Below are 13,683 nucleotides of genomic sequence, written 5' to 3'. Positions count from 1 at the left end.
AATAGCAGGTCGCCCCATCCCTACCATCAGCCACAAATGTATCAGCGACGTGACATGCCCGCGGCTGGACCGTCCAGGAAGGACCGCCGTCGGGAGACGAAGGTCCGACACGTCATCGGGATCGGAATTGGGATCGGACAACGACAGTGCATACATCTTTCGCCGACGGTGGTTGTTCATCGCCTACGCATGTGCGTTGCGATGGCGTTTCGTCTGACCAAGAATGAATATGACAGCAACGCTGACAGGGCAGTCGTCGAGTGCACCTGAATCGGCTGATCGTCGCAAGGAGGCCGAATCTGCGTCGGCTCGTGCGAAGAATGCTGTGGGTCGGCGAGAGAGTGAACAGGCCGATCTCTTAAACTTCGAAGGAGCACTCTCATGAAAGTTTATCAATCGGTTACCGTCTGTCTTGCCGTGGTGGCTGGAATGACGGCAGATGGATGCTTCGCCCAATCAGCGACCAACCAGCAGGAGTCCGTAGCGGCTGGCAGCACCCAGCAGGCTCCGGCTGTCGCGGTTCCGGCTGCCACATCGGCAACTCCTGTTTCCCCCGGAAAAACACGCGAGCAGGTGATGCGCGAACTGGAGGATTTCCAGAAAAATGGCGAAGCAGCGAAGATGGTCGAGCTTTACCGAGGCAGCTAGGTGACGATGAGATCGGGAATGCGGCTGCCATCGGCGATGGATGGCTTCAATCCATCCATCGATTCGGCGGCGTGCACGAGCGCGACCGCGCTCGAGAAAAGACGCCGCAGGCCTTCAAGGACAACCGGTTCGTCGTCGCACCGGAGCATGATTGGATCCGATTCCTCGATATCGATCACCCAACCTGCGAGCTACTTCGCTCCGTGGCGTCGTAAGAAAGCGGCACATGAACAAGAGCCTGTGCCGCTGCAGGAACGACAAGTCTCGAAGCGAGTTAAAGGGAAACAAAAAGGCTGCTAAAACCCGACTACTTCGCCACGACGCCCAGTAACGTCTGTCTGCCTCCAACATATTTGTACAGCGAAATGACGCCGTGCCGCAGATCGCCTTTCGAATCGAACTGCGTTTCACCGAGCACGCCGTGGTAGTCGGTGGCCGGCATCGCGGCGAGAATCTTCGCGGAGTCGGTCGATTGCGCGCGCTTCATCGCAGCGACGATAACGCCGACCGCGTCGTACGCGAACGGTGAATTCAAGACCGGCGCATAGCCGAAACGCTTCTTGTAACGTTCGACAAAAGCCGGTCCTTCGGCCATTTTCAGCAGCGGCGCACCGGCAATCGAGCAGACCACGTTATCGGATGCGTCGCCGGCCAGTTTCGCGAGATCGTCGGCACATAAGCCGTCGCCGGCCAGCACTTTCACCGTAATGCCGAGTTGCTTCGCCTGCTTCGCGAACGGGCCGCCCGTGCCGTCAAGTCCACCGTACATGATTGCGTCGGGCTTTTCGCCTTTGATTTTCGTGAGAATCGCGCGGAAATCGACCGCCTTGTCGGTGCTCGCGTCATGGGACAACACCGTGATGCCGTCCGCCTTCGCCTGTTTCTCGAATTCGACCGCAAGTCCCTGACCGTAGGCGGTCGAGTCGTCGACGATCGCAACCGTTTTCACCTTGAGCGTTTTTGCCGCGTAGTCGGCAAGCGTCGGACCTTGCTGAGCGTCCGTCGCGACGACACGATACGCAGTCTTGAATCCCTGCAGCGTGTACGCCGGATTCGTCGCGGATGGCGAGACCTGCACGATACCCGCATCGTTGTAGATCTTTGAAGCGGGAATGGTCGAACCCGACTGCATGTGCCCGACCACCGCGACAACCTTGTCGTCCGCCAGTTTCTGGGCAACCTGAGTCGCCTGACGCGGGTCGCCGGCATCATCCTGTGCGTCGAACACCAGCGTCACCTTGCGTCCACCAATCATGAGGCCGCTCTGGTTGATTTCCTCGATCGCGAGGCGCGCGCCGTTTTCGGTGTCCTTGCCCAGGTACGAAGCCGGTCCGGTCACGGGTGCGGCTTCACCGATCTTCACCATCTCGTCGGCACGGGCGACGCCCATCGCAGCGGCTGCCAACGTTGCGAGAATGCCGACAGTCGCCATGCCGCGACCCAAGGCTGTGCTTGTGCTCATGCTTCACCCGAAAAAGTAGTTGTGGTTGGCCGGAACGAGCGGCCAGCGCCGTCCGTCAGCGGTTACCAATTTATGCAGCCAGAATGCCGCGGCATTGAATCGATCTGCCGAAAAATAGAAGAATTGCGGCAAGCGCCAGCCACACCGATTCGCAACCCGTCACCGTATAATCAGAGCGATCCGCCCACGAGTTCGCGCATGCCGACTGCCGCCCTTCCTCCTAGCGTTTCCCCGCCCCATGCGCAGGCGGCTCACGAACTGGTCGAGCAGTTGGACGCTCTACCGCGTACGCTCCAGAAACGCGCAAGCCGCTCCGAAGCGGAATTGAGCGTTGGCATCCTCTTATGGCCGCGCTTTCCCATGCTGTCGCTCGCCGGCCTGTGCGATGCGCTGCGCCATGCCGCGGATCGCGGCGACCAGAGCCGGCAGTTGCGCTGTCTGTGGACGATCGTCGGCGTGCAAGGCGAATCGGTCGAGGCGAGCTGCGGTATTGCGGTGCAGGTGCAGTCCGCGTTTCCAGACGTCGCGCAATTCGACTATCTGGTCGTGATAGGTGGCCTGCTGCCGCATCTCGATCACGTCGACCGTCGCTACTGGGACTATCTGAAACAGGCCGTCCACGCGGGCATTCCGCTAGTCGGCATGTGCACCGGCAGCTTCGTGCTGGCGCGCGCGGGCCTGCTCGAAGGTCGCGTCGCCTGCGTGCACAGCTTCCATCTCGACGACTACCGGCGCATGTTTCCGGCCTTGCGTGTCGTCACGCACGCCGACTATCTGATCGACGGCGACCGCATCACCTGTGCGGGCGGGATTTCCGTGGTCGAACTGGCCGCGCGCCTGATCAGCCTGCATTGCGGACCGGATCGCGCGTCGAAGGTGATCCATCAGATGACAGTGAGCCGTCAGGGCGGCTCCTCGTTTGTCGAGCGGCGCGCGGCGCTCGGCTACCTTTCCGTCGACGATGGCACGGTGCGTCACGCGGTGCTGCTGATGGAAGAGAACCTCGAGGCACCGCTGAACATTGCCGTCATCGCGAAGATGATCGGCACCAGCGTGCGCAATCTCGAACGCGCGTTCATGGCGGAGATGGACACATCGCCGAACGAGTTCTATCGGCGCATGCGCCTGCGCTACGCGCGCTGGATGCTCGTCAACACGGCCCGCAAGATTACTGACATTGCGTACGAGTGCGGCTTCGCGGACTCCGCACATTTCATCCGCGTGTTCCGCGAGACTTATGGCGTGACGCCGGGCAAGCTACGCGCGTCGCGGAGCGCCGCCGCGGCCTGACCCTCGCGGGCCGCGCGCGGCGCGTTTCGTCTCTCACTCAGCCTCTGTCGCGTTTCTTCTATTTTCCGGCAGATCGGTGCAATTCCTCTGCATCGATGCCACCGTACAGTTTGGGTATCGGGCGCGCCATGCATCACGTGGCACACGCCCAACGCCAATCACCCCAGAGAGCGAGTACGGCAGCATGCGGATATTGATCGTCGGTGCAGGCGTCATCGGCTTATCGAGCGCCTATTACCTAAGTCGCGCGGGCCACGACGTGACGGTCGCCGACCGCCACGGGGACGTCGCGGGCGAGACCAGTTCGGGCAACGGCGGCCAACTGTCGTACAGCTATGTCGCGCCGCTCGCCGGCCCTGGCGTCGTCTCGAAGCTGCCGCGCTGGCTGACGCGGCGCGATTCGCCGGTGCGTCTGCGGCCCAAGCTGAGCCTCGAACAATGGCGCTGGTGCTTCGAATTTCTCTCAGCATGCACTCGCGAACGCAGCGAACTGACCACACGCAGTCTGCTGTCGCTCTCGTTCCTGAGTCGAACGCTCATGCACGAGCTGATCGACACAGAACCCACGCTCGACTTCGACTTCGTTCGCTCGGGCAAGCTCGTGGTGCACCGTGACGCGAACGCCATGCAAAATGCCGTGAGTCTGCTCGAATTCCAGCGCGCGCTCGGTTGTGAACAGCAGGCGCTGAGCGCTGACGCCTGCGTCGAACTCGAACCGGCGCTCTCGCACATCAAGCCGCTTCTCGCGGGCGGCATTCATACACCGAGCGAGGAAACCGCCGATTGTTTGCGCTTCTGCGAAGGCCTCGCGGCCGTGCTGCGCGAACGCGGCGTTCGCTTGCTGATGAATACGCCGATCGACACGTTGAGACTCAACGCGAACGGCGACGTGGAAGCTCTCCAGAACGGCGCGCCGCTCGCCACGGATCATATCGTCGTCGCGTCGGGCGCCGGGGCGGCACACCTTCTGAAGGCGCTGCATATCCGTGTGCCGGTGTATCCGCTCAAGGGCTACAGCCTCACGTTCGATCTGCAACCGGAGACGGTCGCGCCGCGCCTTAGCGTCACCGATTTCAGCCGCAAAGTCGTTTATGCGCGACTGGGTGATCGATTACGCGTTGCGGGCATTGCCGATATTGAAGGCTATTCGCTCGAAGCCGATCCCATCCGGCTGGGGACGCTGCATACCGAGACAGCCGCTCTGCTCCCTCATTTGACCGGGTCCATCACTGCGCGCGAATGGACCGGCCTACGCCCGGCTACCCCGCGCGGCACGCCGATTGTCGGACCGACACGTTACCGCAACCTGTGGCTCAACGTCGGCCACGGCGCGCTCGGATTCACGCTCGCGACGGGTTCCGCCGCGCTGCTCGCCGACTGGCTGGCAAGCAGCACCGGCCACGAACTGCGCCGCACTTTCGCCCTTGCCAATTAACGCCGCGATGCGATGCGATACGTTTCGCGAGCGCCTTCCCCTTACCCGATCGAACCCCGCATGACTGCCAAGCCCAACATCCTCGTAATCGGCACCGGCGGCACCATTGCCGGCCGGGGCAAAGCCGCCGTCAACACGTCTGCCTACCTGTGCTCGGTGCTTGGCATCGACGAGGTTCTCGATACCATCCCTCAGGCGTTGGCGCTGGCCAATCTGCGCTCGGAGCAGTTGCTGCAAACGGGCTCCGAGAACTTCAATAACGAGCATCTGCTCGCAATCGGCAAGCGCGTTGCCAATGTGCTTGCCCGGCAGGATGTGGACGGTGTGGTGATCACCCACGGCACCGACACGATCGAAGAAACCGCGTATTTTCTGCATCTGACGCTCAAAAGCGTCAAGCCGGTCGTCGTAGTCGGATCGATGCGCCCACCGTCGGCGATGAGTTCCGATGCGGCGCTTAATCTTTACGATGCAATCGCGGTCGCGGCGCACCCGTCGTCGCGCGGCATCGGCACGCTGGTGGTCGCCAATAGCGAAATACACACTGCGCGCGATGTCGTGAAGAGCAACAGCTTCAAGCTCGAAGCGTTTCGCTCGCCCTATGGTGCGCTTGGATATGTGATCGAAGGCGTGCCGCGCTACTATCGCCGCCCATCGCGCGCGCATACGCTCGACACGCCGTGGTCGCTCGACGGGCTCGCCGGCCTGCCCAAAGTCGACATCGCCTACGGATACGGCGCACTGGAGTCCGATGCACTCGCGTCGATCGCCGCGAACGCGCGCGGTCTGATCTTTGTCGGTACCGGCAACGGCAATGTCGCCAGCCATCTGCTCTCGACACTTCGGGAAGCGGCGCGGCGCGGCGTGCACGTGGTTCGGGCATCGCGCACCGGCAACGGCATCGTGCTGCGCAACGGCACGCAACCCGACGACGAGTATGGCTGGCTGACCGTCGACGACCAGGTCCCGCAGAAAGCCCGACTGCTTCTCGCGTTGGCACTCACGCAAGGCTGCGACACGAATACGTTGCAGGCCGCGTTCGAGCGCTATTGAAACCGCCGTTCCTGACGACCCACTCTCATCTGACGCGACACAACATCATGCATTTCATTACCGACGACCATGTGCGCCGTCTGATCACCCTGCGCGACGCGATTGCCGAACTACGCGTTGCGCTGATCGAACACGGCGCGGGCCGCGCATCGGTTCAGCCGCGCGTCAGAACGAAGGGCGAGCACGTATCGATCAGTGCGATGGGCGCTATCCTGCCGAGCGCGGGTGTGTGCGGCGCGAAGATCTATTCAGATCATGGATTGAATCGACGCGACCATGCCGACGGACGGGAGCGAAGCGCCTCAACGTAAATCGATTTCAACCCGTGTGATGACTGTTCATGCGTTGACTCGTGGCTCGGTTGATTCGCCCGGCGCGAAGCGCCGCCCCGCGTTCGTTGCCATCGACACCTCGGCGCGCGCCGACGACGCTTTGCACCAGGTTGTCCATTTCACCTATCACGTGGGCCAGTTCGGCCGTAATCACGGCGAATTCGCGTCCGAATTGTCCAGCGCGCGCCGCAGCAACACGCCCGTTCATCGCGACGATGTTGGCACGCATCGAGATCGCCGCCAGTTCGTGGACGACGCCCATCTGCCGCCGCCGAGCAGCCTCCTCGACGCTCTGCATTTCGTCCTGATACGCCTGCGTAATGGCCTGTAGGAGATCCAGCAGCGGAGAGGCTTCAGCCGTCAGCCGGCCAATGACTGCGTCGCGCGGTGCGCAAACCGGCTCGGAATTCCGCTCGAGCGCTTCGATGGCGTCCGTTGCGACTCTCATAAAGCCACGAATGCGCTCGTCCGCTCTGTGCGAGCCAAAATAAAGGCCATGTAGCGCCTCCGAGAACGCTCCGGGCAAATGATCGTTGCCGTCGACCAACTGGGCGTGCGCCTGCGCGAACGTCGCGAGGCAGGTCCGTGCAACGGCAAGTGCGCCGGATTCGCCGCGAACGCTCAGCAGAACGTGTAGCACGATGCGCTGCGAGAGCATGCGCTGTCGACCCGCCAGGTTGATGAGTTCGCCGACGATTTCCCCCGATACCGTATCTGCCAGTTCCCGCTTGTTCATCATAAGTAACGCACCCGATCCCGAGAATGGTCCGATATGCGAGGCGAAGTGCCCTCTTTCAGGCAAACAAAAAAGCGTCCCGAAGCGCACCGAGCATGAAAGCCATGCACGCAGTGTCGCTTCGGGACGCCGTTGCCCCGCATGATCACCTATCCGCCGCCTTATGCGGGGTCTTCAATTGATTGGGCCGCCGTTGGCCCGACGCTTTCTACAGAGCAATAGATGTGCCATCGCGCGCCGCACGGCATCTGAGGCGGCGGCGGCGGATAAACAGCTCGGCTGCGATCAAGCGCTGCCCCATTTCGTGTGCAAGCCGCGCCTGCTGTTGGTGCACCGCACTGCACGCGAGCAGTGGGTCGTCGCGAAAACGGCCGAGCGGTACTTGTGTGGGCACACTGTAAGAAGCGTTCATACCATGCATGCGACAGGCGCGGAACTGCGCGGTGACGCCCACACGGCATCCGACCTGATGGAGGTCGAGCAGCCACCGGGCATTAGAAACGATGCGGCGTCTCACCGGCTTGCAACCCGTGCGGGGCCGGCTCCTTTAGCGTGAAATGCGTCTGCGGACAGCCGCTGATGGGAGCCGATACCTCAATGTGCGCCTCGGCCGTGAAAAGTCCATCGAGATAGTCGAACGTGAGCAACGGCACGAGAGCGTTCAGCACGGCCTGCGCGTCGTGCAGCGGGCCCGCTTCGATGTCGCCGACGTCGAGCCGCGCGAGCCATCCTTGATGATCGTCGCGCATGAGCTGCCCGAGTTCGATCAGCTTGCCGTCTTCGTTCTGCGCAAGCACCCGGTTTTCTACGGCGATGAGTCGAAACGGGCGTGCGTCGCCCGCGTCGCTGCCTGAGGTAGTCCTGGCGGTCATATCGACTCCTTTGTCGTTGACGGTGAGTAGAACGACTCGGACGCAACGTCTGTTCCTGACACGTTGTCGGCGCAGGCTCCCGCGATCCTGCAGCCAACGACGACCGCCTGGCCTGAGATGCACTGACTGCGACTACCCGGTTATGGAGCCGGGTTCGTCAGCGACGCAAGCAGCTTCAGCAGGCTGTCGATATTGACCGGTTTGACGAAGTGATAGTCGAAGCCCGCCGATTGCGCGCGCAGCCTGTCTTCCGTCTGACCGTACCCGGTAATCGCGATGAGCAGTGGCCTGGTATCGCCTTTGCGGCGGAGCTGCTTTGCCAGTTCGTATCCGTCGATATCCGGCAATCCGATATCGAGCAACGCGACGTCCGGCATGAATCGCGGCGCGGCTTCGAGCGCCTCGGCGGACGAATAGGCGACACGGACGGCATGCCCCTCGGATTCGCACAGCATCGCGAGCGAATCGGCCGCGTCGCGATTGTCGTCGACGACCAGCAAGCGAAACGCGATCGGCGCGCGCCCCGGCGCAGGCGCCGAAAGCGCTACGGCCGAATGGCGTTCATGGTGATGCAGACGTGGCAGCCTGACCGTTACGGTCGTGCCGAGATTGGGGCCGTCGCTGTGCAGCGCGATCGTTCCGTTGTGCATCTCGACGAGCTTTTTGACCAGGGACAATCCGATTCCCAGTCCGCCACTCGATCGATCGAGGGTGCGCTCGCCTTGCGAGAAGAGCTCGAACACCTTCGGCAGAAGCTCGGCCGAAATGCCCGTTCCGGTGTCTTGCGTGACGATCAGAACCGATTCGCCGTCGGCCTCGACAGTCACCGTGATATGGCCGTTTTCCGGTGTGTACTTGCTCGCATTGTTCAGGATGTTGACGAAGATCTGCGAGATCCGCGTGATGTCGCCGCTTACCCAGACGGTCGGGTCGCTGACGTTCACGTGCAACTGCTGATGGCGCGCCTCCGCCATCGCCGCGATTGCCTCGACCGCATGGTAGACGGCTGTGCCGACCAGCACGGGCTCGAGTTGCAGCACGATGCGCCCATGTGTGATGCGCGAGACTTCGAGCAGATCGTCGACGATCCGCGTCATGTGCTCGACCTGCCGGCGCATCAGGTCGATCAGCTCCTGCGAGCGAACAGCCGGGTCGGGCTGCTTGTCGAGCAGCGCGATGGCCGTGCGCAGCGGCGCCAGCGGATTGCGCAGCTCGTGCGCGAGCATCGCGAGAAACTCATCCTTGCGGCGGTCCGTATCGCGCAACATCAGTTCGAGCTGCTTACGCTCGGTGATATCGATCACGCTGGCGATGATACGCAGCGGCTTGCCGTCCGTGCCTCGCTGAAGCAGCGCGCTGCCTTGCATCCATTGTTCGCCGCCCGCGTTTGGCAAACGAAATTCGAAGTTCGCGCGCGGGTCGTTGCCTTCGGCCACGCTGTGCACATAACGCTCGAGCGTCGTGCGATCGTCCGGGTGCACACGGCTGAGCGCTTCGTCGTAGGTGAGCCCGTCGTCTATCGGCGGTTCGACGCCTGCTTCGAACGATAGCGTGCTCGACGCAAGGTCGAGCGTGACGATGTTGAGCCGCGCCGCCTGGATCGCGACGGACAGACGCAGGCTGCGCGCTTCGATCGCCGCTTGCGCTTCATACTGAGCCGTCACGTCGGTTGTCGTGCCGAACCACTCCTGCAGTTTACCGTGGCTGTCGAAGAGAGGCGCCGCCTGCGCCAGTACCATCCTGTACTGGCCGTCATAACGCCGCAGGCGGAACACGCTCGATCCGGGCGTGCCTCGCTGCAGCACGTCGAGCCAGACCTGCCGTGCGCTGTCGCGGTCGTCCGGGTGAACGTAGTCAAGCCATCCCCAGTCGGAGAGACGGACTACCTCGTCGCCGGTGAAACGGCTCCAGTCGTCTCCAGCCGGCCGGATGTCGCCGTCCGGTCCGGCCGACCACACCAGTGCGCCTGTCGATTGGACGAGCGCCCGGTAACGCCGCTCGCTGAGACTGAGCTGCTCTTCGGCTGCGCGCTGCTTGCTGATATCGAAGCTCACGCCATAGACGCGCGCAAGCGTGCCCTGGTCGTCGAATTCCGCATGGCCGCGCATGCGCAGCCAGCGTGGTGAACTCGATCCGCCGTCCAATAGGAAATCGAATTCGAATGGTCCGCCATGTTGCAGCGCCTCATCGAGCTTCTGCTGGAACAGGTCGCGATACTCGGTCTCGACCCGGTCCCACAGATCGGATAGTGCGATCGCATCGGTGCCCGGTGGAAATCCGTACAGATCCGCGAGCTGCGAGGTCATCCGCACGACGCGGTTCTTCATGTCCCATTCCCATGCACCCATGCGGGCACCCTGGAACGCAGCCTGCAGGCGGCGCTCGCTGGCTTCGTACATCGCCCATGCGTGGCGGGCCTCGTGGACGTCGGTCGCGACGCCCATCGTGTTGCCGATGCGGCCATTCGCGTCGAGCTCCGCCTGGAGGTGCAACACGTGCCAGCGATACTCGCCGTCGGCGCGCAGCAGACGCACCTCGACATTGCCGAGCAGCGTGCCGTCTCGCATCTGCCGCACAGCGTCGAGCACGCGATCGATGTCGTCGGGATGAACGAACGTTTTCCAGTGCAGCCCGACGAGCTCAGCGGCGGGAAAGCCGAGATACCGCGAGGTCCACGGGTTGGCGTAGCGGATGGTACCGTCGCGATCGGCACGCCAGACAAACGAAGGAAGAAAGTGAGCAGGATCGTGCATGGCGTTCTTGCGTCGGCCTCCGTGCAGACATGCCGCCGAAGATTCGCTGGCACTGCCGGCATGGTGTGGCTGGTCTCGTGAGTTAGGTCTAAGCGTCGTGAGCCGTTTTACCGCGCCCATATTGATGCGGCAAGCATAACGCGAACCCATTGATCCGACTCGACGCAAACGCAACGCGCGCTACTTCGTGGCAGCTTCTGCGAGCAGACAGCCCACCCCATGTCGCGGGAAACCGACGTTCCCGGACCATTAATTAAGGGAAGAGCTGGTGCGCCGGCTACGCGCTGTCGCGCGCAATCACCGTGAAATCGATCTTCACCGCTTTCCGGCGATGCGCATCACCTGCTTCGCGCTCGGCGAGCGCCGCGAGCAGCGTTTCGCCGGCGCGCAGGCCGATGCCGTACGCGTCGACCGAGACCGTCGTGATGCTCGGTTGACAGCACCACGACACCTCGAAGTTGCCGAAGCCGGCAATCGCGATGTCGTCCGGCACCGACAGCCCGCGCCGATGACACTCCATGATCGCGCCGAACGCCGACATGTCGCTTACGCACATCACGGCCTCGGTATCGGGCCACGTGTCGAGCAATGCGCCGATCGCGGGTCCGCCATGGCTCATCGTGATCGGCGAATCGCCGAGCCGGATCACGCGCGGTTCGCCAAGGCCCAGTGCCTTGATTTCGGCGACGTAGCCGCGCATCCGGTCGTGGCCGCGCCGGTCGCGCTCGCTCGCGCCAGCGATAAAGCCGATCCGCCGATAACCGCGCTCGTGCAGATGCCGGACCATCGCGCGCGCCGCCGCCGAGTTCGAAAAGCCGACGACCGCATCGATCGGATCGCTGGGCAGATCCCACATCTCGACGACTGGAATGCCGGCGCGCTGCAACAGCATGCGCGTCGCTTCGGTGTGCCGGCCGCCAGTCAAGGCGACGCAGCGCGGCTGGTGGCGCAGCATCGAGCGCACCAGCAATTCCTCCTGGTCCAGACGGTAGTCCGTGTCGCCGAGCAGCAGTTGCAGACCATGCGGACCCAGTGCGGCATTCAGGCCGCGCACGGTGTCGGAAAAATTCGAGCTCGACAGCGACGGCACCAGCACCGCGACGAACTCCGAGCGGCCCGACGACAGCGCGCCCGCCGCCGCATCGGCGACGTAGCCGAGCTCGTCGATGACTTTCTGCACGCGCTCGCGGGTCGCTTGCGACACGTTTCCGCCCGCGAGCACGCGCGACACGGTCATCTTCGAGACGCCCGCGCGTTCGGCAACATCGGACATGCGGGGCGGGACTGGCGGCGTGGACGTCATGATAGGAATCGGGGCGGATGCGCGAAAGTCACGGAACGCACATGATAGCGGGCGGCTCCTTGCGGAGCGACCAGGCAACGTCAGGTCGCGTTTGCGGGCGGTTTTGTCGCCGGTTTTGTCGCTGGTTTTGTCGTTTAGCGCTCGAAACCCACCGTGCAGCGCGCCTGAGCCTGCCCGGCGACCGGCGCGCGGAACGAGAACAGTCCGCCCGCCTGCGGCTGATGCTGCCGCTCGACCGCCGTCAGTCCCTTCCATGCGGTCGACACATAGACGGTTTGCAGATCGTCGCCGCCGAACGCGAGCTTCGTCACGTTCGCGACCGGCAACGGCACCTGATCGACCAGTTCGCCCGCGGGCGAGTAACGCTCGATCCGCCAGCCACCGAACAGCGCGATCCATACGAAGCCGTCGGCGTCGACCGCCATGCCGTCAGGATGGCCGTCGCCCGAGATCGCCGCGAAGATGCGCTTGCCCGACAGCGTGCCGTCCGTGGCGACGTCGAACGCGTAGACCACGCGCCGCATCGTGTCGTTGTGATACAGCGTGCGGCCGTCCGGACTCATCGCCGGGCCGTTCGTGATCACGTAGTCGTCGTCCTGCGCGATTGCCGCGCCTTGCTCGTTCACGCGATACAGCATGCCGCTCGGCGCCTGTTCCGCATCATCCATCGAGCCGAACCACAGGCGTCCCTGTGCATCGACGAAACCGTCGTTGAGGCGGTTGCCCGGCAGCTGCGGTTCGACGTCGACGAGCCGGCTGAACTCCCCGCTCACCGGATCGAACCGATGCAAGCCGGATGGCAGCCCGCACACGAACGTGCAGTCCGCGAGCGGCGCCAGAAAACCGGGCTGGTCGGGCGCCTGCCACGTCCGCTGCTCGCCGGTCGCGACGGACAGCCGATGAATCCGGCGCCCCTTGATATCGACGAAATACACGGCGTTTTCGGCGGCCTGCCACAGCGGCCCTTCGGCCAGTTCGGCGCCGAGCGCCCATACGCACACAGGGACCGGCATGCTCATTCTCCGTACCACCCTGCGTCGACGAAGTAATCGCGGCCGGAGCAGCGCGACGCGTCGTCCGATGCGAGGAACAACGCCATGCGCGCGACGTGCTCGGGCTCGATGCGCAGCGGCAGACACTGACTCGCGACGACCTTCGCTTCGCTCTCCGCCGATTGCCACAGCTGCATCTGCCGCGGTGTCTTCACCGCACCGGGGATGATGCAGTTCACGCGAATGCCCGCGCCGCCGAGATCGCGCGCGAGACCGCGCGTGAGCCCTTCGATGCCGGCCTTCGCGGTCATATAGATCGCGAGGTTCGGCAGCGCGACATGCCACGACACCGAGCCCAGGTTCAGGATCACGCCGCGTCCCGCGCGACGCATGCCGTTTGCGGCGGCCTGCGCGCAGAAGAACTGGTGGCGCAGATTCACCGCGATACGGTCGTCCCAGTAGCTCGCGGTCAATTCGCCGATTTCGTGGCGGTCGTCGTTGCCGGCATTGTTCACCAGCACGTCGATCGGACCCGCGAGATCGACGATCGCGGCGAACGTGCTTTCGATCGCGTCGACACTTTTCAGGTCGCAGCGACGGAATAGCGGCGGATGCTTCGCGTGGCGAAGCGCTTCCTGCAGCGCGAGCGAATCGTGCTCGGCGACGTCGAGGAAGAACACGCGCGCGCCCTGCTGCGCGAAGGCTTCGACCATTGCGGCGCCGATCCCGCCGCCGCCGCCGGTCACGACGATCGTTTTGTCCGACAGGCTCGGATAGATTGCGTACGACATCAGATATTCCACTTGT

The 13,683-nt window shown here is 63.5% G+C and carries 13 protein-coding genes; 5 read left to right on the top strand and 8 right to left on the bottom strand.

Annotated elements, in window-relative coordinates; translation table 11 throughout:
- Nucleotides 1-381 precede the first annotated feature (381 nt).
- Nucleotides 382-648, top strand: a complete 267-nt coding sequence (locus BJG93_RS28955) for a hypothetical protein (RefSeq protein ID WP_027194685.1) — start codon at nucleotides 382-384, stop codon at nucleotides 646-648.
- Here the strand turns inward: BJG93_RS28955 and BJG93_RS28950 are convergent.
- A complete protein-coding gene (locus BJG93_RS28950; RefSeq protein ID WP_027194684.1) occupies nucleotides 645-827 on the bottom strand; it encodes a hypothetical protein in 183 nt (60 codons plus the stop codon). The two genes, BJG93_RS28955 and BJG93_RS28950, sit on opposite strands and share 4 nt — an antisense overlap.
- 128 nt (nucleotides 828-955) lie before the next feature.
- On the bottom strand, nucleotides 956-2,080 hold the full coding sequence (locus tag BJG93_RS28945; protein ID WP_027194683.1) for a branched-chain amino acid ABC transporter substrate-binding protein: 1,125 nt from the start codon (nucleotides 2,078-2,080) through the stop codon (nucleotides 956-958).
- Between the two features lie 228 nt (nucleotides 2,081-2,308).
- On the opposite strand from BJG93_RS28945, the gene BJG93_RS28940 reads away from it, so the two are divergent.
- The 4 genes from BJG93_RS28940 to BJG93_RS28925 all read left to right on the top strand — a co-directional run bounded on the left by BJG93_RS28940 (nucleotide 2,309) and on the right by BJG93_RS28925 (nucleotide 6,199).
- The gene (locus BJG93_RS28940; RefSeq protein WP_027194682.1) at nucleotides 2,309-3,400 is read left to right on the top strand and encodes a GlxA family transcriptional regulator; all 1,092 of its coding nucleotides are present in this window, start codon (nucleotides 2,309-2,311) and stop codon (nucleotides 3,398-3,400) included.
- A 184-nt stretch (nucleotides 3,401-3,584) separates the two neighbouring features.
- Complete coding sequence (locus BJG93_RS28935) at nucleotides 3,585-4,835, top strand: D-amino acid dehydrogenase (RefSeq protein ID WP_027194681.1); 1,251 nt, start codon at nucleotides 3,585-3,587, stop codon at nucleotides 4,833-4,835.
- A 60-nt stretch (nucleotides 4,836-4,895) separates the two neighbouring features.
- Nucleotides 4,896-5,888 (top strand): asparaginase, encoded by a 993-nt coding sequence (locus tag BJG93_RS28930; RefSeq protein ID WP_027194680.1) that lies wholly within the window; start codon nucleotides 4,896-4,898, stop codon nucleotides 5,886-5,888.
- Nucleotides 5,885-6,199, top strand: a complete 315-nt coding sequence (locus BJG93_RS28925) for a Rossmann-fold NAD(P)-binding domain-containing protein (RefSeq protein ID WP_027194679.1) — start codon at nucleotides 5,885-5,887, stop codon at nucleotides 6,197-6,199. Before BJG93_RS28930 ends, BJG93_RS28925 begins: the two co-directional genes overlap by 4 nt.
- Nucleotides 6,200-6,206: 7 nt before the next feature.
- Here BJG93_RS28925 and BJG93_RS28920 read toward each other — a convergent pair whose 3' ends face one another.
- The 6 genes from BJG93_RS28920 to BJG93_RS28895 all read right to left on the bottom strand — a co-directional run bounded on the left by BJG93_RS28920 (nucleotide 6,207) and on the right by BJG93_RS28895 (nucleotide 13,667).
- Entirely contained in the window at nucleotides 6,207-6,959 is a 753-nt protein-coding gene (locus BJG93_RS28920; RefSeq protein WP_034477539.1) for a type IV pili methyl-accepting chemotaxis transducer N-terminal domain-containing protein, read from the bottom strand.
- A 491-nt stretch (nucleotides 6,960-7,450) separates the two neighbouring features.
- Complete coding sequence (locus BJG93_RS28915) at nucleotides 7,451-7,828, bottom strand: hypothetical protein (RefSeq protein ID WP_063828898.1); 378 nt, start codon at nucleotides 7,826-7,828, stop codon at nucleotides 7,451-7,453.
- Nucleotides 7,829-7,968: 140 nt separating this feature from the next.
- On the bottom strand, nucleotides 7,969-10,581 hold the full coding sequence (locus tag BJG93_RS28910; protein ID WP_027194678.1) for a PAS domain-containing hybrid sensor histidine kinase/response regulator: 2,613 nt from the start codon (nucleotides 10,579-10,581) through the stop codon (nucleotides 7,969-7,971).
- Nucleotides 10,582-10,858: 277 nt separating this feature from the next.
- A complete protein-coding gene (locus BJG93_RS28905) occupies nucleotides 10,859-11,854 on the bottom strand; it encodes a LacI family DNA-binding transcriptional regulator (protein ID WP_034477536.1) in 996 nt (331 codons plus the stop codon).
- Nucleotides 11,855-12,018: 164 nt separating this feature from the next.
- Nucleotides 12,019-12,903, bottom strand: a complete 885-nt coding sequence (locus BJG93_RS28900) for an SMP-30/gluconolactonase/LRE family protein (protein WP_027194676.1) — start codon at nucleotides 12,901-12,903, stop codon at nucleotides 12,019-12,021.
- A complete protein-coding gene (locus BJG93_RS28895; protein ID WP_027194675.1) occupies nucleotides 12,900-13,667 on the bottom strand; it encodes an SDR family NAD(P)-dependent oxidoreductase in 768 nt (255 codons plus the stop codon). Before BJG93_RS28895 ends, BJG93_RS28900 begins: the two co-directional genes overlap by 4 nt.
- Nucleotides 13,668-13,683: the final 16 nt, after the last annotated feature.

It is taken from the genome of Paraburkholderia sprentiae WSM5005 (assembly GCF_001865575.2).
Taxonomy (GTDB): domain Bacteria; phylum Pseudomonadota; class Gammaproteobacteria; order Burkholderiales; family Burkholderiaceae; genus Paraburkholderia; species Paraburkholderia sprentiae.
Note: the sequence above shows the minus strand (reverse complement) of the source record. Positions and strands in the feature narration are given on the sequence as shown.

Bases quoted from the DNA above. Each gene is read 5' to 3' on its own strand.
- BJG93_RS28930 (WP_027194680.1), top strand. From the start codon at position 4,896: ATGACTGCCAAGCCCAACATCCTCGTAATCGGCACCGGCGGCACCATT.
- BJG93_RS28945 (WP_027194683.1), bottom strand. From the start codon at position 2,080: ATGGCGACTGTCGGCATTCTCGCAACGTTGGCAGCCGCTGCGATGGGC.
- BJG93_RS28895 (WP_027194675.1), bottom strand. From the start codon at position 13,667: ATGTCGTACGCAATCTATCCGAGCCTGTCGGACAAAACGATCGTCGTG.
- BJG93_RS28905 (WP_034477536.1), bottom strand. From the start codon at position 11,854: ATGTCCGATGTTGCCGAACGCGCGGGCGTCTCGAAGATGACCGTGTCG.
- BJG93_RS28900 (WP_027194676.1), bottom strand. From the start codon at position 12,903: ATGAGCATGCCGGTCCCTGTGTGCGTATGGGCGCTCGGCGCCGAACTG.
- BJG93_RS28920 (WP_034477539.1), bottom strand. From the start codon at position 6,959: ATGATGAACAAGCGGGAACTGGCAGATACGGTATCGGGGGAAATCGTC.
- BJG93_RS28935 (WP_027194681.1), top strand. From the start codon at position 3,585: ATGCGGATATTGATCGTCGGTGCAGGCGTCATCGGCTTATCGAGCGCC.
- BJG93_RS28955 (WP_027194685.1), top strand. From the start codon at position 382: ATGAAAGTTTATCAATCGGTTACCGTCTGTCTTGCCGTGGTGGCTGGA.
- BJG93_RS28940 (WP_027194682.1), top strand. From the start codon at position 2,309: ATGCCGACTGCCGCCCTTCCTCCTAGCGTTTCCCCGCCCCATGCGCAG.
- BJG93_RS28915 (WP_063828898.1), bottom strand. From the start codon at position 7,828: ATGACCGCCAGGACTACCTCAGGCAGCGACGCGGGCGACGCACGCCCG.
- BJG93_RS28910 (WP_027194678.1), bottom strand. From the start codon at position 10,581: ATGCACGATCCTGCTCACTTTCTTCCTTCGTTTGTCTGGCGTGCCGAT.